The 20038-nt window shown below is 49.5% G+C and carries 18 protein-coding genes and 2 pseudogenes; 9 read left to right on the top strand and 11 right to left on the bottom strand.

Going from position 1 to position 20038, the window contains the following annotated elements; translation table 11 throughout:
- Positions 1 to 2: 2 nt before the first annotated feature.
- The 9 genes from AXFE_RS02155 to AXFE_RS02115 all read right to left on the bottom strand — a co-directional run bounded on the left by AXFE_RS02155 (position 3) and on the right by AXFE_RS02115 (position 10835).
- Positions 3 to 1190: a thiolase family protein gene (locus AXFE_RS02155; protein WP_052604256.1), complete on the bottom strand. Its 1188-nt coding sequence runs from the start codon at positions 1188 to 1190 to the stop codon at positions 3 to 5.
- 28 nt (positions 1191 to 1218) lie between these two features.
- The gene (locus AXFE_RS02150) at positions 1219 to 2967 is read right to left on the bottom strand and encodes a pyruvate, phosphate dikinase (RefSeq protein ID WP_052604255.1); all 1749 of its coding nucleotides are present in this window, start codon (positions 2965 to 2967) and stop codon (positions 1219 to 1221) included.
- 2 nt (positions 2968 to 2969) lie between these two features.
- A complete protein-coding gene (locus AXFE_RS02145; RefSeq protein WP_052604254.1) occupies positions 2970 to 3575 on the bottom strand; it encodes a hypothetical protein in 606 nt (201 codons plus the stop codon).
- A 21-nt stretch (positions 3576 to 3596) separates the two neighbouring features.
- Entirely contained in the window at positions 3597 to 5069 is a 1473-nt protein-coding gene (locus AXFE_RS02140) for a class I adenylate-forming enzyme family protein (protein WP_052604253.1), read from the bottom strand.
- A 23-nt stretch (positions 5070 to 5092) separates the two neighbouring features.
- Positions 5093 to 6649, bottom strand: a complete 1557-nt coding sequence (locus AXFE_RS02135; protein ID WP_052604252.1) for a hypothetical protein — start codon at positions 6647 to 6649, stop codon at positions 5093 to 5095.
- On the bottom strand, positions 6649 to 7362 hold the full coding sequence (locus tag AXFE_RS02130; RefSeq protein WP_052604251.1) for a PEP-utilizing enzyme: 714 nt from the start codon (positions 7360 to 7362) through the stop codon (positions 6649 to 6651). Before AXFE_RS02130 ends, AXFE_RS02135 begins: the two co-directional genes overlap by 1 nt.
- Positions 7363 to 7426: 64 nt before the next feature.
- Positions 7427 to 8890: a carboxyl transferase gene (locus tag AXFE_RS02125; RefSeq protein ID WP_052604250.1), complete on the bottom strand. Its 1464-nt coding sequence runs from the start codon at positions 8888 to 8890 to the stop codon at positions 7427 to 7429.
- Positions 8891 to 8898: 8 nt separating this feature from the next.
- Positions 8899 to 10290 (bottom strand): acetyl-CoA carboxylase biotin carboxylase subunit, encoded by a 1392-nt coding sequence (locus AXFE_RS02120; protein ID WP_052604249.1) that lies wholly within the window; start codon positions 10288 to 10290, stop codon positions 8899 to 8901.
- On the bottom strand, positions 10287 to 10835 hold the full coding sequence (locus AXFE_RS02115) for a biotin/lipoyl-containing protein (RefSeq protein ID WP_052604248.1): 549 nt from the start codon (positions 10833 to 10835) through the stop codon (positions 10287 to 10289). Before AXFE_RS02115 ends, AXFE_RS02120 begins: the two co-directional genes overlap by 4 nt.
- A 159-nt stretch (positions 10836 to 10994) precedes the next feature.
- On the opposite strand from AXFE_RS02115, the gene AXFE_RS02110 reads away from it, so the two are divergent.
- The 3 genes from AXFE_RS02110 (at position 10995) to AXFE_RS02100 (ending at position 14000) form a co-directional block, all read left to right on the top strand.
- A complete protein-coding gene (locus tag AXFE_RS02110) occupies positions 10995 to 11780 on the top strand; it encodes an SDR family NAD(P)-dependent oxidoreductase (protein WP_052604247.1) in 786 nt (261 codons plus the stop codon).
- Positions 11781 to 11888: 108 nt separating this feature from the next.
- Entirely contained in the window at positions 11889 to 13073 is a 1185-nt protein-coding gene (locus tag AXFE_RS02105; RefSeq protein ID WP_052604246.1) for a thiolase family protein, read from the top strand.
- Positions 13074 to 13256: 183 nt separating this feature from the next.
- Positions 13257 to 14000 carry a FadR/GntR family transcriptional regulator gene (locus AXFE_RS02100; RefSeq protein ID WP_082058404.1) on the top strand — a complete coding sequence of 248 codons (744 nt, stop codon included), beginning with the start codon at positions 13257 to 13259 and terminating at the stop codon, positions 13998 to 14000.
- Between the two features lie 515 nt (positions 14001 to 14515).
- Here AXFE_RS02100 and AXFE_RS21240 read toward each other — a convergent pair.
- Both AXFE_RS21240 and AXFE_RS02095 read right to left on the bottom strand, forming a co-directional pair.
- Positions 14516 to 14644, bottom strand: a pseudogene (locus AXFE_RS21240) (IS3 family transposase); the annotation flags it as partial.
- A 282-nt stretch (positions 14645 to 14926) separates the two neighbouring features.
- Positions 14927 to 15430 carry an IS3 family transposase gene (locus AXFE_RS02095; RefSeq protein WP_052604244.1) on the bottom strand — a complete coding sequence of 168 codons (504 nt, stop codon included), beginning with the start codon at positions 15428 to 15430 and terminating at the stop codon, positions 14927 to 14929.
- A gap of 842 nt (positions 15431 to 16272) precedes the next feature.
- Here AXFE_RS02095 and AXFE_RS21790 point away from each other — a divergent pair.
- The 6 genes and pseudogenes from AXFE_RS21790 to istA all read left to right on the top strand — a co-directional run.
- Positions 16273 to 16457 (top strand): annotated as a pseudogene (locus tag AXFE_RS21790) (IS3 family transposase); the annotation flags it as partial.
- 6 nt (positions 16458 to 16463) lie between these two features.
- Positions 16464 to 16649, top strand: coding sequence for a hypothetical protein (locus AXFE_RS18970; RefSeq protein WP_152625807.1), 186 nt, complete (start codon positions 16464 to 16466; stop codon positions 16647 to 16649).
- 13 nt (positions 16650 to 16662) lie between these two features.
- Positions 16663 to 17433 (top strand): DDE-type integrase/transposase/recombinase, encoded by a 771-nt coding sequence (locus tag AXFE_RS02085; RefSeq protein WP_082058403.1) that lies wholly within the window; start codon positions 16663 to 16665, stop codon positions 17431 to 17433.
- Positions 17434 to 17444: 11 nt separating this feature from the next.
- Positions 17445 to 17936 carry a hypothetical protein gene (locus tag AXFE_RS02080; protein WP_052604241.1) on the top strand — a complete coding sequence of 164 codons (492 nt, stop codon included), beginning with the start codon at positions 17445 to 17447 and terminating at the stop codon, positions 17934 to 17936.
- Between the two features lie 83 nt (positions 17937 to 18019).
- Entirely contained in the window at positions 18020 to 18697 is a 678-nt protein-coding gene (locus AXFE_RS02075; RefSeq protein WP_052604240.1) for an IS3 family transposase, read from the top strand.
- A 192-nt stretch (positions 18698 to 18889) separates the two neighbouring features.
- Positions 18890 to 20038, top strand: a 1149-nt coding sequence (gene istA / locus AXFE_RS02070; protein ID WP_152625806.1) for an IS21 family transposase, incomplete at its 3' end; no start/stop codon positions are given.

Here is a 20038-nt window from a genome sequence, read left to right as displayed (position 1 = left end):
TATCATCCGTCAGTTACCTCAACTAGAGTGGCATTTGCCATCCCTCCGCTTTCGCACATGGTGACAACTCCCCTCCCCCCACCGCGTTGAGCCAAATCATCGAAGATCTGAGTGAAGAGGCGGACTCCCGAAGCTCCAACTGGGTGGCCATAGGCGATAGCACCGCCACTTACATTTAGGCGATCCAGGGGCACCTCTAACTCCTTGGCGTACGCTAACACCACCGAGGCGAAGGCCTCGTTTACCTCAAAAAGGTCGATATCCATTATCTCTAAACCACTCCGCTCGAGCAGTTTCCGAGTAGCCGGAATTACTCCTGTTAGCATCATGATTGGATCATCGCCTACCACGGAAAAGTTCGAGAGATACCCTTTTATACTCAAGCCATTTTCCCTTGCAAAGTCTTCGCTTACTATTAGCCCAGCCCCAGCCCCATCGGAGATCTGAGAGGAGTTTCCCGCTGTGATCCTCCACTCTTCGATCTCGGGGAAGCGCTCGGCCATTTCGTGTGAGTAGAAGGCGGGCCGAAGCGACGATAGGGCCTCAAAAGTTGAATTGGGACGAATTCCGTCGTCACTCTCGACTATTCGTCCGGAGTTTTCAATTGCAACCATCGATGCAATCTTGGAGGTAGTTTTCATGGCGCCATCTGCCAATTGATGTGACCGCAGGGAGTACTCGTCTAGCTGCTGCCGCAAAATATTGTATCGAGAAGCGATGAGCTCTGCTGAGACGCCCTGCGAAATGAGTCCAGCGGGATAGCGTCTGTGAAAGCTTGGACCTTTTTCATCCTTTCCCATTCGATTAGCCTTCATCGGTACGAGCCCCATTACCTCAACCCCACCGGCAACTGCGACGTCATATGCCCCAGATATAATCCCTTGGGCCGCAAAGTGCATAGATTGTTGGAACGAACCGCACTTGCGGTCGATTGAGACTGCGGGAACGGTCTCGGGATAGCCCGCTGCAAGTACTGCATTCCGAGCGATATTGCCAGACTGCTCGGCGACCGGTAAAGAGCACCCAATAATCACATCGTCGATATATTCTGCAGCGATTCCGCTGCGCTCGACGATCGCAGTTAGGCACCTTGCTAGAAGATCTACGGGATGTACGCCCGCCAAGGAGCCACTTTCTCGACCTTTAGCAAATGGGGTGCGGACTACGTCAACGACCGCCGCTCTCGTCATAATCGAAGACCTATTGGTGGCGTTATCCTCATCTCTGTGAGCTCCTTTTATTTGCTACTTCCATAGCCATCAAAAGAGCCACCAAGGGTTGTTCGGTGACTATCTCGATGCCTTCGATATTCATCGCCGCCTCGATACCTTCGAGTGTCTCAAAAAGAGTGCTTCTCACCTGACGTCGATCGTCGACGTAGGATACGACCTGGTCTAACTCAGTTATCCCTTGAAGGTCTAGATCTAAAAAATTCGTAGTGACATCTGGCGTAGACACTTTGATAGGCGCGACTTCGCGAGCCCACGCAAGCAAGGTACTTAAGTCAGGGTCCTCGTCAATCTTTGCCTTAGGGAGCCAATCTACACCCACGTAAATAACTCCGTTGAACCCATCTACGGTTATGAACTTACCCTCAAGGGCTGAGAGCTCTTCGTTACCGCATCCGACGATGCAGGGACGACCGAGTTGCCTTGAGACCACCGCGGCGTGGCTCGTTGATCCGCCAACTTCAGTGCATATTCCAGACGAGACGATCATGCCATGTAGATCCTGCGGGCTAGTGTTGTGCGCGAGGAGTACCACGGCTTCGCCATCACCCACCCTTGCGACCGCTTCATCGGCTCCGGTTACCCCTATGCCTTGGGCAATTCCTGGACAGGAGGGTTGGCCTTGGGCTACGATTTGTGCATTCACGAGGTACTCTTCGGTTAAGTAGGGCCGTAGAAGTATCTTCACTTGGTCGGCGCTGACCCTTGAAAGTGCCTCTTCGCGGGTTATCCATCCAGCCTCAGCCATCTCGACTGCACACTTAACTGCAGCACGGGGCGAGCGCTTAGCTACTCGTGATTGCAAAAAGTAGAGAGTCCCTGACTCAACCGTGAATTCAATGTCTTGGATATCGCGCGCGTCCTTTTCCAATTTGGATGCAGTAGCTAGAAGTTCGCGGCAAACTTCGGGAATCTGCTCGGCTAGTCGTGAAAGGTTTTGTGGAGTGCGCTCACCCGAGACCACCTCCTCTCCTTGGCCTCTACTGAGGTACTCTCCAAACGGCGCACCCTCGCCAGTCATCGGGTTTCGGCTAAAGATCACACCTGTACCAGAGGCTTCATCACGATTTCCAAAGACCATCGCCTGTATTGTTACAGCGGTTCCAAGTTCATCTGAGATCGACCAATGGCGGCGATAGGTGCGCGCTCGCGGTGATTGCCATGATTCAAAGACCGCAGCTACTGCTCCAAAGAGTTGTTCCCATGGATCGGTGGGTACCTGAAGATCCACCTGGTTAGCGATCTGCTCCGTTAGCTCCTTAGGGGATGACTGTTGAGTGCGCTCGACCTCAGCTTTTAGAACGATCCTTCCATAGGATTCGATGAAGCGGCAATGAACCTCTCGTGCGAAGGCCTCGTCTGCAAATTCTACGGCAAGTTTGTCTTCAACTACTTGGTCGATTCCTAGGTTTAGAACTGTATCCATCATCCCCGGCATGGAGACCGGTGCGCCTGACCTTACTGAAACCAATAGGGGGCTAGGTCCTAGGCCAAAGGTTCTATGCAGAGATTCCTCTAAGTACGCAATCCCCTCTCGAAGCGCGCGTTTGGAATCTTCAGAGAGCGTCATTCCTCCATTTAGATATGCCCAACAAGTAGAAGTTGGTAGGACGAATGCCGGTGGTACTCGTATTCCTAGGGCAGCCATGTGAGCGATACTCCACGCCTTTCCCCCTATGTCATTCTTTGAAAGCTCGACGCTACCATCGAGAACGATTGGATTTTCAGCCAAAGGCATAGTTAGTTCTCCTCTCGGGTTCGACCTAGGAGGCGGAGAAGGTCTTCGTGTAGTTCAAACCAGATTGTGTGGTAGCTGTCTATGCGAACGCCGCTGACGTATTCGCTTTGACCGCTAAGTACTTTGTCATATGCGTCGCTTAGTCGCTCTTCATAAAGGGCGAAGCGGGGAACTTCTTTAGAGAAGGCGGCAATAATTGGTTGTGAACGTTCGTGAATACCACCTAGATCGTCGAATATTCGGTTGTCGTATTCGAAGTCGCTGTGATCGTTGGGAACCGAGGTTCCAGCCTTAGTGACACTTTGCCAAGCCGTAAATAGCGCGAGCAGCCTCTTGTTGATAACCTCGAACCTCTCGTACGACTTATTAAGGGCTTCGTTTTCGCGAAGATCCTTGAAGACAACGGCATAGCTCTCGTTCAAATGTTGATGGCCTGAGGGCGTCAACATAAAGTTTCCTCGTGCCCCAACGATCAATCCTTCGGCCTGTGCCGTTTTGAAGGCCGACTCGACTTGATTGGAGGTTAGCCCCATGATCTTGGCGATCTCTTCGATCCCCCCAGCCTTTTTGACTCCCAACCCATGCAAAGATAGAAGATCGACGTCCATATATACCCCCGGTTATTTCATCTAATTTTCTTGGACCTCTGCGGCCTTCAAGCGGCCTCTTACCTCTTTACGGAGGATCTTTCCTGCGGAGCTTTTGGGGAGGTCCTCCCAGATCTCCACGTAGCGTGGGCACTTGTACCTAGCTACCCTTTCACGAACGAAGCTAAGTAGCTCCTCTTCGCTCGTATCGCCCCGAACCGAAACCACTGCCTTAACCGCCTCGCCCCATTTGGCGTCTGCTACACCGACTACGGCAGCCTCCTTCACCATCGGATGAGACTGAAGTGCATCCTCCACCTCACGGGGGTAGACGTTAAAACCACCGCTAATGATTATGTCGTGGCGGCGATCGAGAAGGTAGACAAAGCCGTCTTGGTCAATTCGACCGATGTCGCCGGTGTGCAACCACCCTCCCCGAAGAGTTTCTTCGGTTTCATTTGCGCGCTTCCAGTAGCCACTCATTACGATCTGGCCCCTAGCAACTATCTCTCCTTCGGCCCCGATGGGGAGTTCCTTGTCCTCTTCGTCGAAGACTCGAACTTCTACCATGGAGTAGGGCTCCCCAGCCGAGCCGACGCGATGGTGCTCTTCTGGCCTGAGTAGAGTTAGGGTCATTGGCGCCTCGGACTGGCCATACGTTTGCGTCAAGATCTTACCAAATGCCGCCTCCGCCCTTTCAACCACAGAGGGCGCGATTGGGGAAGCACCGTAGCAGAGTCTTTTAAGCTTTGAAAAGTCCAAGTCATTTATATTGGGCTCTTCTAAGACCATCGATATCATCGTCGGTACCAAAAATGTGCTGGTTGCTCCTATCTGCTCGAGCGCCTCTAAGTAACGAGACGGCTCGAATTTGGAAAGGATGATGTTTTTAGCGCCACGAATTAAGTGTGGGAGAAAGAACGATCCACTCGCATGGGTAACGGGTGCTGCGTGCACCATCACATCTCCCGTTCCGATTCCAGGAATGAGATCAATGAGATAGTTGGTTATCTCAGCGTATTCATTTGCCATCGTAAGTACTACGCCCTTCGGTGGACCAGTAGTACCTCCGGTGTAGCCAATTCGATAGGGTGCTTGAGCAGAACGCCCCACGTCACAGGCGATTGGCGACCCATCCGAGATCAATTGTTCGAGTTGTTCAAGGTCGATCGATACTTCAACTGGAAAGCTAGAAGCATCCTCCGAAATCATGGCCCTCGCTTCAGAGTCAGCGATACGGTGAAGGTGATCTTGATGGGAGTCCCTGTGATTTAGCGAGACTCTTACGAGTCCAGATTTAGCTAGCGCGTAGTAGACGATGAGTCCTTCGATCCCATTTGGAAGAAGGACTCCCACCCGGTCGCCAGGCAAAAGACCCAATTTGAGAAGGGAGTTTCCAAGCCGGTCGGTAGCGTCGTTGAACTGGTTGAAGCTTAAGACCCTTTCCTCACACTCTATGGCGGGCGCATCGCCGTGCCGACGAGCCGCCTGACGTATTAGATCTCCAATTTCCATCTAGAGCCTTTCGTACTTGACTACTACTTATCCTCCGGCGAGATAAAGTCCCCCCTAAGAAGCGAGGCCCCCTTACCCTTTAGGGTTCGAGAGTTTCTCTGCGAATAAAGATACAGTTCCTGGGCCCTCGGATCGTTTGGATGCAACTTCATCCACTCGTCATCTAGAAAGCGGTACTTATCCTCGAATACTAGACAGTCGAGTTTCTTAGCCTCAGCATTCGCCTGCTCCTGCGTCAACTTGCCCTTTGTGGTCGTATAAAGGCCAGCCTTTGCCGGTAGCGAGGTACTTCCCCCTCTGATTTGTCCGACTGAAGTGGTAAATTCATCATCACTAAGTACTGAATATGGAATGGTTGACCACATATCGCCCCTCGCCATCGAGTACTTACTCATCACGTACTCGTTCCCTTGCTGAGATGAAAGGGAGATATATCCAACTAGCTCTGCGATAAGATCCCTGCCATATTCGTCGTTCATAAGAGGCTTGAAGCGTTGAGCCCTCTCCTCGACTGTGAACCAATCTTCCTGTTCATAGATGCCTGCTATGTGGAATAGGTCCTTTGGAACGTTGTAGTAGACGAGTAGACCGGCGTCGATCAATTGATCTCTACTCCATGTTGCCATGACCTTCCAAAGGTCAGAGGTGGCCTTTCGAAGGACTTCTCGTTCATTCTCAAGGAATTCAGCCAAGGTATCGGGACTGTCCATTGCTACTGGCAGGTATCCCCCCGAAAGATAGTCAGAGGTGTAGACGCCCACTGCGGCCATATTGGCGTGGTCGTAAGCTGGAGTTGCTTCAAATGATGCCCAGTCGTCGACGATATGAAAGTGGGTGTCCTTCAGGATTACTGGAATTGTCAGGTTGTTATAGGAGACAGCAGAGGCGACCCCATCGAGCCACGGTAGATCTCCCTCCGCGAGGTCTACAAAATCCCTTACCAGCATCTCCGAGTTTTCACCGACCATATAGGGGCCAGAGTTGTGGATACCTAGGCGACACTCTGCATGCGAGAGAAACGCATATTGAGAGATCTGAGCTAGGAACTTTACTACCGCCGTATGTAGGCGGTCGCCCGGCTTTACAGGAAAAGCATCTGCTTCGAAGACTTGTACTACACGCTCAGGTAAAAGTTGCATTCTCTGGTTTGCATCGCTAGCGAGGATGTGGGCATGGTTTCTGTGATAGGAGAGGTTTAGTCTTCGAGAAAAGTCCAGAACGTACGCAACGTCGTCGAGGGCGTCCGTAGGACTAATCATCCCCATGTCAATGAGGATCTGTCGCCCGCCTAGATAGAATTGAGGGATGATTCCATTTGCAATAGCGTTGGCGTAGGTCGTTACCTCTCGAGCTCTATCACCAATATCTTCTGCAGACATGTGCTCTTCTAGCTTTCGCAGAAGTTGTGGGTAGCGATACCATGCATTTAAATAGGAGAGGGCGATATAGGGATTGACTGGAAATAGCTTTGACTCTTGAACAGTACGCGTGGTACAAAGCCAAAAGAAGGTGTCGCTGCACTTTCTGATCCATGAGTTGAGCTCGAGCAACTCGGCATAGCTGTGATTCTTTGTAGGCATTATTTTCCCCCTATTTCTTCAATCTTCCAGATGCGACGGCGTGAGTTGCTGTCGCCTCCATTTGCCTGTTCCCCTTGCCGAGCAAATTCAACCTCTATGGTGTCGCCATCGTTTAGACCGTCGAGTTCGGCGGCCATCAGGCAAGGAACCCCGTATTCTCGGGTCAAGATTCCAAGGTGTGATCGCACGGTTCCCCCCATGCATACGACACCAGCAAAGCCCTCTAGTATTGGCGCTGTTAGAGTGCCACCTGAGTCGTCGATGATGGCGATAGTTCCATCGGGTACGCCATTTATGAGCATCTCCATGACGATCTCGACGTTGGAGATCATTCGTGCCGTACCAATGACGTTGGCTTTAGCGTTGAAGACGTTGTCCCCGGTTCCTACGACCTCTCGCCCCTCTTCGTCCCTTTCGCGGTTTCCGGAATCTTGAACTCCGACCAGCGACTTGTACTTATCGGGCTCTTCTTGTTGCGATATTTGAGCTGACATCTCAAATCGGTACCCAGTTGCGAGTAGCTCGGCCTCGATCTTTTCAAAGTCGGCCTTTGTAAATTCAAGATTTGGATCTACCACGGCATCGTTCCATGGTTTGCCTGACGATGCAAACCTTTCGGCTACTAGCTCGCGGATGCGATTGTGGTAGAACTCCACAGTCGGCGTCATCGCCTTCTTCCCCCACTTTGAGTCGTTTGTATTTGGTTGACCCATCGATATTCCCCCTCGATATTCGTCTTGTTTAGGCTTGTTATAAGTGTTTTGTAACTGTAAAGCTCTATCGTCGCAACGTGATAGTCCAATCCTCCTTGCTCACTCGAAGGTATTTAGGCCTCTTCATTGCCAACATATCTTCGACAAGATCCTTCAGGGAGGATGTCTCGTTGAATATGTAGTTGCGAGGAACAGGACCCTTTGACCTGGTTGCTTCAAGATCATCTGCAGGTGCTAGGTATCGCATAAGAAGCTCCTCATCAGAGATCTTTTCATCGCCGTATTCTCGCTTTAACTCTTTAATAGAGGGTTGGGGAGGCTCCCAATCCTGCATCTCTCTTCCCCGAGTCGAATCCAAGATTCGATCCTTGACCTCCTCATTGAATGGTGCTGGTGCCTTACCAAGGTGGCCAAGGACGTAAATAATTACCTCGTCGGGCACTATCGAGTAGCGTTCCCCTGTCACTACGTTTAGTACTGCTTGAATTCCCATCAATTGTGAAAATGGAGTAGCTGAAATTGGATGGCCCAAGTCCTCTCGGCATTGAACTACCTCTTCAAGTACCTCATCGAGTCGGTCCGCCATGTTGTACTGAGCAAGTTGGGCTTTGAGGGTTCCAGTCATCCCACCTGGTAATTGGTGCTTGTAGTTGAAGACGGAGTACTCGTTAACGTGGCCAATTGGATGCCCCTCTTGCTGTGCTACACGAGCGAAGTGTGCGGCAATAGGCTCAAGGAGCTCTTCGTTGATTCCATGGGTGTGGCCTAGCCAATCTAGATTTGCAACCATGGATTCAGTTGACGGAAGTGATGGACCATTTGCGAGTGGCCGAGAGGCCGTGTGGAGGATATTGATTCCTGCTGCAATTGCTTCAATGTAATTTCTTGGCGCAACTCCGACGGTATTGTGGCAATGCATCTCGAGAGGTGTGCCGCTAGCAGCTTTTACTAAAGCTGGAAAAAGGGTAGTCGCTCGTTCGGGGGTTAGAATTCCTGGAGCATCTTCTACGTACACTGAGTCCACAAAGCCCCAAGACACCATCTCGGCGACCCTCTCTGCAAAGAATTCATCGGTGTGCACTGGACTGATGCCATACATGACCGATGGGACGACTTCGGCCCCGGCATCCGATACCACTTTGCATAACCTCTCCATCTTGTCCATATTGAAGAGGCAGTCGTAGATCCAAAATGAATTGATGCCGTGCTTGACTAAAGTCTGAATCCAAAGGTCCATCAGCGAATCGGGTGTCAGGCCGAATTTTGCGATACAGTTTGACCTTGAACCAGCACGTAGTTTAGAGTTTGGCATCCAACTCCGCCAAAGATCTAACCCTTCCCAAGGATCCTCTCTGGAGTAGCGGATCATGCATTCAAACATCGAGCTACCCGTTACATCTACGGTCCTAAAACCGGCCTTGTCGATCAATCCAGCTACTTCCGCTACCATTCCGGTGCGCATTCGCATACCCCAAAGGCTCTGTTGGCCGTCCCTTAAAGTCTGATCAACGAATTCGATATGGCTCATTAAAGTTCCTATTTTCCTAGGGGGTCGAAGTTCGACCCAGAATTAGCAGCTAAAAATCTGGGTAGAAATGCTCTTTCTAGCCAAACGGTGGTGAACTGATTTTCTCCAAACTCTCTAGAGGATATAATCGAGCGGTGCAGGTCGATAGTCGTAGCCACTCCCTCAATTTCGAAGTGTGTTAGGGACCTAAGAAGCTTGGTTATCGCCTCTGATCGGGTATTGCCGTGGCAGATTAGCTTTCCTAGCATCGAGTCGTAGTAGGGGGAGACTCTATATCCGCTGTAGCAGTGAGTGTCTACCCTCACACCGCTTCCCATCGGCGCCGTCCATGAGGTGATCAAACCAGGCGATGCAGTAAATCCGTTTAGGGCCGACTCTGCGTTGACTCGACATTCGATAGCGTGGCCCGAGATCTTTACATCAGATTGGGAGAAGGAAAGGGGTGCCCCTCCTGCAACCCGAAGTTGCTCCCTTACAATGTCGATCTCGGTAACCATCTCTGTTACAGGATGCTCCACTTGAACGCGGGTATTTACCTCTAGAAAGAAGTACGACTCGCGGTCGAGATCATAGAGGAATTCGACCGTACCTGCTCCAACGTAATCGAGGGCTGATAACAGCGATATCGCAGCTTCGGCTAACTCTCGTCGAACAGTTTCGCTTATGATCGTTGCCGGCGCCTCTTCGACCAACTTCTGAAATCTACGCTGGCAGGAGCAGTCTCGATCACCGAGGTGGACTACCTTACCGAAGCGATCTGCCATAATCTGCACTTCGATGTGGCGTGCATTCTCGACGTAACGCTCTATGTAAATCCTGTCATCGCCAAAGGCGGCGCGTGCTTCATTGGATGCTTGTTCGAATCCGGCTCGTAATTCATCCAAGTTGTGGATTTGGCGCATCCCCTTCCCCCCGCCGCCTCCAGCTGCCTTCAGCAGCAGAGGATATCCGAGCTCCTTGGCAATATTTTCAGCTTCATCTACTGAAGAGACTGCGTCGGAACCCGAAGCCACGGCAACTCCTAGGGAACGGGCAAGCTCTCGTGCTGCTACCTTGTCCCCGCCGCGTCGAATGGCATCGGCACTCGGACCAACGAAGGTGATTCCCCATCGATTCGCCTCCTCAGCTAGCGCCGGTTGTTCAGAGAGAAATCCATATCCGGGGTGGATGGCGTCACACTTAGCTAGTATCGCGGCAGAGATTTGGGTTCCAACGGAGAGGTAACTCGCATTCGCGCTCGGTTCACCTATGCAAATTACCTCATCTGCTAACCGTGCTGGCATGCTGTCGAGATCTGCTTCGGATAGTGCAGCAACACTTATCAATCCTTCGTCAAAGCAGGCACGGATGATGCGTACCGCGATCTCTCCCCGATTTGCAACTAAAACCTTCGAAATCAATTTGTGCCCCGTGAGAGATCGTCGCTTTCGACTTCGATTAGGAAGAGAACGTCTCCTGCCTCCACTGCCTTTCCATTTTGTGCAACTGTCTCGACTACCCTTCCTGAAACGCCTGCTTTAATGTGGTTCATCAGCTTCATAACTTCAACGATCGCTACTGTGCTATCCGGCTCTAGAAGCTGCCCTACCTTTGCGAAGGGGGGTGCTCCGGGACTGGGTGAAGCCCAAAAGATCCCTACAGTCGGCGCCGTGATTCGAACCAGATCTGACGCACTGTGATCTCTGTTCAAGTTTCTCTGGGAGATTTGTAATTCAGCTGGAATTGATTCGGCTTCGGCGTCATTGCCAATCGTAGCTCTTTCACCCAAGCTGTCCGATGACTTTGTTACTTCTCGTTCGAATACGATCTCCTCTCTTTCGTCGATCGTACCTGATTTTGAACTAATTTTAATCTCGAAATCCGAAGTACTTAGGTGTATGTATTCCCAGTTAGAAGCTTCAAATGCCTCAAGTATTCGACGTACATCCGAAGTATCGAAACCCATTCAACTCCCCCTTCGTAGTCAATTTGTCTTGACAGCAAGTTGTAGGATGACTACTATTTTCTCATTCTACATATGGCATGTGGTCTCGTCAAGCCATTACGAAAGATGGGACATTAAGCCATATGCAGAATCGAACATGTTCGAATTGAAGGGGGATATATGACGGGGAGACTAGAGGGCAAGATCGCTGTTGTCACGGGGGCAAGTAGTGGCATTGGCCGATCAGCCGCTGAACGCTTTGCTGCAGAGGGGGCCAAAGTCGTTGGGGTTGGAAGGAGTGAATCTAAGCTCGCCGACCTGAAGAAAGTAATAGAGAAGAACGGTGGCACGATAGTCACAGTGGCTACTGATTTATCGCAAGATGCGGGTTCGGCGGCCTCGATCGACACTGCGATCTCGACCTACGGAGGTCTTGATATCCTAGTAAATTGTGCAGGAGTTGGCTACTCATATAGAGAAGTACGTCCGAATAGCATGCTTGCTATCGATGAGAGTTCGGTTGAGGAGTGGAGCCACGTTATGGCGATCAACCTGGACTCGGTTGTAAATTGCACGAGGCGCGCGATTCCAGAGATTCGCAAGCGTGGTGGCGGAGCGATCGTCAACGTCTCGAGCGTGCTTGGTATCGTAGGAAATCCAGATGCGCACGCATATACCACTGCTAAAGGGGCAATAATAAATCTCACCCGCTCACTAGCTACGGCCTATGCTAAGGACAACATTCGTTCTAACGTCGTTTGTCCGGGATATATCGAGACGCCGATGGTGGAAGAGTACATCGACTACCTAAATGGTGAAGACTATAGGTTCCAATGGAATCCATCGGGGCGGATGGGCAAACCTGAAGAGATTGCAAATGGAATTCTCTTCCTCGCATCCGATGAAGCGACGTACTGCAACGGCTCCGTCATGGTGATCGATGGAGGAATGACTTGCTCGCCGTGAGGTCAGTAGTCCGAACTTTCGGATTTGAAGGCGCGAGTGATCACTCGTGCCTTCAAATATCGTTGCATAGGTCAATTCTCGTCCATCTGCTGAGCATTGAAGGTCGAAATGGCTGGCTCTAACTACATCATCGGTACTTCGATGACTCGATTCACCAAAGAGGATCGTTCGTTGGAACAGATGTGCTCTCAAGTGATTGAAGCTTCCCTGGCAGATGCAGAGATTGACACCAACGAAGTTGACGCTGTCATATTCTCAAATGCAGTCGGTGGACTAATTACAGGCCAAGAGATGATCCGAGGACAGGCAAGTCTCAAGAGAAGCAGCCTCCTTGGTAAGCCTATTATCAACACTGAAAATGCATGTGCCTCGGGTAGTTCAGCCTTCTTTCTGGCAGATAAGTTGATAGATTCCGGCGCCTACGAAGTTATTCTCGTCGTTGGCGCTGAGAAGATGACACATCTCGATAAAGCTACATCATTTGCCGCCATTGGCACAGCGATCGACTTGGAGTGGCCACCACCAATTGAAAGTGACAAGGCATCGATTGATCGTTCGTATTTTATGGATGTATATGCATCGATGGCAAAGGAGTACATGAGTCGTTACGGCGCTACCGAGGACGACTTCGCAGAGGTAGTAGTAAAAAACAGGCGTCACGCATTGAGTAACCCCAGTGCTCAATTTCAAAAGAGCACAACGGTTGAAGAGGTTTTGGCAAGTCGCGTTATTACCGGTCCATTGACACTCCTTATGTGCTCTTCGATTAGTAACGGCGCAGCAGCTCTAGTCGTAACCGGTTCCGAATTTGCAAAATCTCGAAGGACTGACTCCAGAGTTAGAGTTTTGGCGAGTGTCCTTCTCTCTGGACAAGAGAGAGCTGAAGAGACGCCTACGGTGGCACGTCGTGCCGCCACCAAAGCGTATGAGAAGGCAGGTGTATCCCCTGCTGATATCGATGTCGTTGAGGTTCACGATGGAGCAGCCCCCGCCGAGCTCATCACAATTGAAGAATTAGGTCTAGCTGATGAGGGAGGAGCCCTGCGCATGTTGCGAGCGGGAGATACGACCATCGGAGGAAAGATCCCAGTCAATCCAAGCGGTGGTCTGATTGCGAGGGGCCATCCGATCGGTGCAACTGGCTGTGCTCAGCTCGTGGAACTTTCGGATCAGTTAAGGGGACGCTGCGGTGACAGGCAGGTAATTGGTGCAAGAATTGGATTGGCTGAAAATGCCGGGGGATATTTGCGAAATGACTCTGCTGCAGCTACGGTTATAGTTCTTGGACGATAACGAGTTGAAAAATGCGTTTCGGCTTTCGCGTCTTTAGTGATGGTGTTAGCCAAGTCGATGAAAATATAATTAACGTTCGAAGGTGACGGCTTTCAGCGAGGTTGCCCGAGACTATCGTATCGATCCGAGTGTCGATATTTCGCTGCAAAGTGAATGCCAAAAGCCCTTCGGAGAGACATCTAAATGAGCTTATCTGTACAGACGATAGAAAGAATTATGGATTTGATAGCAAACGGTGAGTTTGCGTCAGGTCAGCGTCTTCCTTCGGAGACTGAACTAGCGGCTAAGTTTGGCCTTTCTAGGAGTTCGTTGAGGGAGGCCACTAGCGCCTTAGTCCACTTGAAGGTTCTTGAAGTACGCAAGGGAAGCGGAACCTACGTTTCAGACCTGGGGCCAGAAGTTTTGATGAGTGGATTTGGACTTGTTGTCGATTTGGCCAAGAGCGATACTCTGCTCGAAATATTCGAAGTAAGACGCCTTTTTGAACCAGTTGCAACCGCGCATGCGGCGTTAAAGATAAACGATGAGCAAGTTGAGCAGCTGCGTCGAAGCCTTGATCTTATGTACGAAGCAAGCAATGTGGAAGATCTCATCGTTCTCGACTACGAATTTCATGAACAAATTATGGCGGTTACTGGAAATATGACTTTGTGTGCCCTGATGCGAGGGCTGTCAAATAAAGCAATCCGGGCACGTATCTGGAGGGGAATTTATATCGGTGGCGTACAGTCGTTTACACTGGAACAGCATCGAAGGATCGTAGATGCGCTGGCTGACCGGAACCCTACCTTGGCTTCCGCAGCATCCACGATCCATGTAACCGAATCCGAGAGATGGATTCGCTCGCTAATTGAGGATAAGCAGATCTCGATCAATGCCCTTCATGATCATTCAGTAAACTTGACGGAGATTGAAACGGCGGAGTAGAGAGGTGCTCACCGATCCCTTTTTACAAGTTACTCTATCGAAATTGATAGCGATGAGGTGAAAACTATCCATACATGCGAGAGAGTATCACTGCGATTTGGCAAAAAAGAAATTGGCTGCTTAGCCGTTCCAATCTATAACTTTTGTGATATCCCTACTTCAATACCCTAGATAGACCCTCTTCAATAGTTGGCCATACCGTTGGATCGTGGCCTGGTGCGATGACCATCTGGTTCTCTGCCGCGAGTGACTATAGCTTTCGAATCTGCTCCAGAGTATCGCTAGCCCCTAGGTGTAAGGATGGTTGGCATCTGCTCAAGTAAAATATGTACAACCCCATAGGGCGAGAACTCCGGCGAATGATGATACTTTATCCAAAGGATCAAAAAGAAGCTGTTATCAGAAAAATAAGGACACTCCTTTCAGATCCAAATACACTAAGAGGTGCTTTTTCCCAACTTGCTAAAGTAGGCAAGTGGAATTACTCACCAAACGCGACACGGAACTCTGCTTATCTATGCAGCTTTCACCATAGCTGACTTTTCAAAATCAATTGGCGAAATGTCACCAATACTTGAATGTCTCCTCTTCCGGTTGTACCATTGGATCCAGTCGAAGATCTCTATTCTTGCCTCCTCTCTGGTGTCGAAGACTTATTCGATATACGAGCTCCTTCTTCAATGAGGCGCAAAAGCGCCTCAGCCATAGCGTTATCGTAGGATTATCCGGCTAATGGGTACATTAGTGCGCTCGAACCTCCGATTCGAGCCCGGATAATGCCCTGTTAACCTGCTAATCGAGGCAAATTGATTCGCGGGAATGGAGCCTCACGATTAGCCGGTTAACGGTGAATCCCCAACGCTCCCCATCGACTTATAAGAACTGAGAGAGTCGTAGCATCTCCCTGAACTCGTTACTTTGAGTACCTAAGATCCATGGTCGATGCGAAAAATGGTATCTGACATCAATACCTTTCCCCTGGCAGATCTTGCTTTATCGAGGCAATCGATGAACATCTGGGTGTCCATTGAATCACTCATCGAATACCCAAGGATCCTTACTTGAATCGCGTCCATGATGCATACCAGATACAACCAGCCTTCTCTTGTGCCGATGTAGGTCAGGTCACTAACCCATAGTTTGTCTGTCTCGGCGATGGAAAAGTTGCGCTGAACCAAATCAGAACTCTTCCTGGCGTGTCTATCTGGCCTAGTAGTGATCGTCTTAGCTCTTCCACAAGCCCCACTAATGGATAAATCTGCCATCAGGCGACTTACGGTCGCTCTTGAGACGTTAATACCGCTATCTCTGAGCTCATGAGTCAATCTCGGTGCTCCGTAGATCCTACGGTTAGCTACAAATGCCTCAAGGAGCCTTTCCTTGAGCTGCGCACGAGCGCTATTTAGCTCTTCGAGGTACTTCCTCCTCACCGACCAGCGGTAATAGGCATAAACGCGATACAGCTAAGACCCTACAGAGCACATTGATTGGAAAATCGGCCTTCTGGATATCTATGATAGAAGCACCCTAGTTCCCGTCTGTGTCCTTTATCCAGAAGGCCGAAAACAGAGAGTCACTATTTCTTTTTCCATTTACGAGCTTGCTCTTATCTCCTTGCGGAGACGAAGATTCTCTTCAACGATGTCCGGTGTAGTCTCACCGGAAGTCTTCTTTGCTCTCCGAGGGTTGCCCTCTCTGCCAAGAGTGTTGTCACCTAGCTTGATTTTTGTTTCTAAGAGGGCGAAGATGGAATTGACATGAAAAGGTATCCTGCGGAACTAAAGAATAAAGTAGTAGCGGCTCTATATGAGCTCGATAACCCTCTCTGCCAAGATTGTTGTCACCCTAGCTTGATTTTTGTTTATAAGAGGGCGAAGATGGAATGGTCATGAAAAGGTACCCCAAAGAACTAAAGAATAAAGTAGTTGCAGCTCTATATGAGCTCGACAATTCAGGAGATGCTACACCTGGTGCCATCGCCAAGATTGCAAGGGATAACGAAATCAATGCAAACGTTGTCTACCAGTGGAACTCAGAGCGCAAGATTAGTGCAAGTTCAGCCAGCGATAAGATCAACAAGATTAAAGCAGTTGTTGACACAGCCGCGATGAATGAGCACGAACTCGGTTCATGGCTGAGGGCAAATGGAGTTCTAGCAGAAGACCTAGAGGAGTGGCGCAACACCCTAGAGTCAGCTCTTGACAACAAGAGTGCTGCTAATAGGGCTCACCAGGCGGAACTTGATAAAGAGCGCAAAGCCAGAGTGCGTATTGAAGCTGAACTAGCTAGAAAAGAAAAGGCACTAGCAGAAGCTGCTGCCCTATTGGTTCTTCAAAAAAAAGTACGAGAGATCTGGGGGGAAGAAGGGGACGTTTAGTCTCTCCCTCAGATCGAGCTCAAGCTGTAGCTCTAATCAATGAAGCAGTAGATGCAGGTGCTAGATGTTACAAAGCCTGTGAAGTTTTGAAGATATCAACTCGTACATTTCGGAGATGGGAATCTGGTGCTACAGATCGCCGGCGAGGAGCTGTACACAAACGTCGCTCTAATGCACTATCGGAGGAAGAGAGACATGAGATCATCGAAGTATGTACTTCGAGTAAGTTCTCGTCTCTTACCCCTGCCCAAATAGTTCCAAAGCTCGGCTGATCAAGGCAGATACATTGCATCTGAGAGGACCTTCTATCGAGTACTAGCCGATAGCAATCTAAACAAGCACACGAGCAGGACGAAACCACCGAAGAAGAGGTCTAGACCAGTCCATATAGCAAGGAAACCAGGAGACATCTGGACCCTTGATATTACTTGGCTAAATGGACCAGCTAGGGGTATCTATTACTACGCCTATGTGATCATCGACCTTTATTCGAGGAAGATAGTCGGATGGGAAGTATACGAATCCGAAAGCTCTGAGCAGCTAAAGAGAGTTGTAAAGCGAGCTATAGCTAGAGAGAATATGGCTCCGAAAGTTATCCATAGTGACAATGGATCACCCATGAAGGGCTGGTCACTAGTTGAGTACTTATATGAGCTAGATGTAAATATATCGAGGTCAAGGCCTCGGGTGTCAAATGACAACGCTCATATCGAATCACTCTTCAAGACCGTGAAGTACTTTCCAAGCTATCCCTACGGAGGATTTGCGACAATTGAAGAATCGCGTAAGTGGATGAGTGACTTCGTTGATCACTACAACAACGACCATCAGCACTCTGGCATCAAATTCGTAACCCCACAACAGGCACACAGCGGAGAGCATATCGAGCTACTAAATAGACGGCGCGAGCTCTACGAGGGAGCTCGCAAATCCAAACCAGGACGGTGGATCTCGGGCAAATGCAGAGACTGGGATCCAGTATCAGAGGTACCTATTATTCCTACGAATAAGTCGGTTGGAGATGGACCAAAAGGGAGACGAAAGGAGGTAGCTTAGATGGTGCGAAAGTGACAACTTCCTTGGCAGGCTCCGATAACTCAGAGCCAGCGAAAGCTGGCGCTATTGCAAGGATCGCAAAAGATCACGGTATCAATGCAAACGTTGTCTACCAGTGGAACTCGGAACGTAAAGCCAGAGTCATCAACTCAAGCGAATCAATCGATAAGATCAAGGCAGTCATCGAAACGTCGTCGATGAATGAGCACGAACTCGGTTCTTGGTTGAGATCAAATGGAGTTCTAGCAGTAGACCTGGAGGAGTGGCGCAACACCCTAGAGTCAGCCTTTGACAACAAGAGTGCTGCTAATAGGGCTCACCAGGCGGAACTTGATAAAGAACGTAAAGCTAGAGTACGAATTGAAGCTGAACTTCGACGGAAAGAAAAGGCGCTAGCAGAAGCTGCTGCTCTATTGGTTCTTCAAAAAAAAGTACGAGAGACAGAGCTTGTTATGATCCACGGGGGAAGAAGGGGACGTCTAGTCTCTCCCCTCTGTATCTAGATTACAACGTTCGAGCTCAAGCTGTAGCTCTAATCAATGAAGCAGTAGATGCAGGTGCTAGATGTTACAAAGCCTGTGAAGTTTTGAAGATATCCACTCGTACATTTAGGCGATGGGAATCTGGTGCTACAGATCGCCGGCGAGGAGCTGTACACAAACGTCGCTCTAACGCACTATCGGAGGAAGAGAGACATGAGATCATCGAAGTATGTACTTCGAGTAAGTTCTCCTCTCTTACCCCTGCCCAAATAGTTCCAAAGCTCGCTGATCAGGGCAGATACATTGCATCTGAGAGGACCTTCTATCGAGTACTAGCCGATAGCAATCTAAACAAGCGCAGGAGCAGGACGAAACCGCCGAAGAAGAGAGCTAGACCAGTGCACACAGCAGTAAAACCAGGTGACATCTGGACACTTGATATCACCTGGCTAAATGGACCAGCTAGGGGTATCTATTACTACGCCTATGTGATCATCGACCTTTATTCGAGGAAGATAGTCGGATGGGAAGTATACGAATCCGAGAGCTCTGAGCAGCTAAAGAGAGTTGTAAAGCGAGCGATAGCTAGAGAGAATATGGTCCCGAAGGTGATCCATAGTGACAATGGATCACCCATGAAGGGGTGGTCACTAGTTGAGTACTTATACGAGCTAGATGTAAATATATCAAGGTCACGGCCTCGGGTATCTAACGACAATGCTCATATTGAGTTGTCAACGGCCATTAGAAAATGCATGAATATGGCCATTCGGAATGAATGATTATGGCCACGAAAATTGCATACGAGATGAACGCATAGCGTGATCAACCGCTTTTAGATCTAATCGATCCAAGAGTTGTTGACACCATGGTCTTCTGGCTATCACTTTTAGGGAAAAAAGAAGAATGGAGGCCCTTGTCTGCGGCATGATTGGGTTTGAACAACATCCAATAAGCCGAGAAAGGGCCCTGAAGTGAAGGATAGCAAAGAATCCATGGATATCATCGAGGCTTACGATCTTTTTGGATCGTATAACGGAGCAGCTAAGTACGTTGGCTGTTCTCCAAACACTGTTAAGAAGTTTGTTCAGGCGCGAAGTGCCGGGCAACTTATCCGACAGGGTAATTACGAGAGGCGCCCCAAGGCTACTGATAAGTATGTAGCCGTAATCGAAGAAGCCGTTGACAGATCCAAGGCTAGGGTCCGGGCTAATCAAATTCACCTCAGGCTTGTAGCACTTGGCTATAGCGGTTCAATGCGAAGCACTAGAAGAGCGGTTGCTAAAGCTAAGGTCGCCTGGAGGAAAGCTACGATAAGAATCTATTGGCCTTGGATCAGTGAGATCGGAAAATGGGCACAGTATGACTTTTCCGATGGTCCCGTGATTGACGGGAAAAAGACCACGCTCTTTCACTTCTACCTACCCTTCTCTAAGGTGAGGATTGTAAAGCCAATTCCGGATCAGTCGCTTCCAAATGTGATTATGGCTCTTGATTATTGTTTTAGATACATTGGAGGAGTACCAGCCTACGTACTTACTGACAATGCCAAGACTGCTGCTGTAAAACATATCGCAGGGGTGGCTGTCATCAACCCAAAGATGGTCTCTTTCGCTAGTGCGTATGGTTTTAGTATTCAAACTTGCGTTGTTTACGATCCAGCATCAAAAGGTGGAGTAGAAGCTGCAGTAAGGGTCGCAAAAGAGGATATCTGTCCAAAAGATACCAACTTGGTTCAAAGCTACACAGACGTTGCTGAACTTGAAGCTGCATGTGCCGCCTATACAACTTCTATCAATTCTGTTGTTCACTCAACCTCAGGCAAGATTCCATCAGTAGTACTCAAATCCGAGGCCATGACCTTTCATGGCCTTCCTAAAGTTCCCTATCTCGCAGCTTATGGAGTGATGCGCAAGGTAGAGCCAAATATGCCCATCGTTAGATTCAACCACTGCGGTTACTCAGTACCAGCGAAATATCGTCGCGAAGTCGTCTATGTTCGCAGCGTTTTAGACGAGATAGTCATCGTAGCTCAAGATAAAGCCGGCGGATATGTTAGCGAAATAGCACGCCATAGACGAGGAGAAGCTTTCAGCTACGTAATTGACGATGCCCATAAGGAG

The sequence above is a fragment of the Acidithrix ferrooxidans genome, from assembly GCF_000949295.1.
In the GTDB taxonomy this organism is placed as follows: Bacteria; Actinomycetota; Acidimicrobiia; order Acidimicrobiales; family Acidimicrobiaceae; genus Acidithrix; species Acidithrix ferrooxidans.
The sequence above is the reverse complement of the archived record's forward strand: the minus strand, read 5'-3'. Positions and strand labels throughout refer to the sequence as shown.

Coding starts and splice junctions, on each gene's coding strand:
- AXFE_RS02135 (WP_052604252.1), bottom strand. CDS start 6,649: ATGCCTACAAAGAATCACAGCTATGCCGAGTTGCTCGAGCTCAACTCA.
- AXFE_RS02130 (WP_052604251.1), bottom strand. CDS start 7,362: ATGGGTCAACCAAATACAAACGACTCAAAGTGGGGGAAGAAGGCGATG.
- AXFE_RS02145 (WP_052604254.1), bottom strand. CDS start 3,575: ATGGACGTCGATCTTCTATCTTTGCATGGGTTGGGAGTCAAAAAGGCT.
- AXFE_RS02115 (WP_052604248.1), bottom strand. CDS start 10,835: ATGGGTTTCGATACTTCGGATGTACGTCGAATACTTGAGGCATTTGAA.
- AXFE_RS02110 (WP_052604247.1), top strand. CDS start 10,995: ATGACGGGGAGACTAGAGGGCAAGATCGCTGTTGTCACGGGGGCAAGT.
- AXFE_RS02100 (WP_082058404.1), top strand. CDS start 13,257: ATGAGCTTATCTGTACAGACGATAGAAAGAATTATGGATTTGATAGCA.
- AXFE_RS02140 (WP_052604253.1), bottom strand. CDS start 5,069: ATGGAAATTGGAGATCTAATACGTCAGGCGGCTCGTCGGCACGGCGAT.
- AXFE_RS02155 (WP_052604256.1), bottom strand. CDS start 1,190: ATGACGAGAGCGGCGGTCGTTGACGTAGTCCGCACCCCATTTGCTAAA.
- AXFE_RS02105 (WP_052604246.1), top strand. CDS start 11,889: ATGGCTGGCTCTAACTACATCATCGGTACTTCGATGACTCGATTCACC.
- AXFE_RS02150 (WP_052604255.1), bottom strand. CDS start 2,967: ATGCCTTTGGCTGAAAATCCAATCGTTCTCGATGGTAGCGTCGAGCTT.
- AXFE_RS02125 (WP_052604250.1), bottom strand. CDS start 8,890: ATGAGCCATATCGAATTCGTTGATCAGACTTTAAGGGACGGCCAACAG.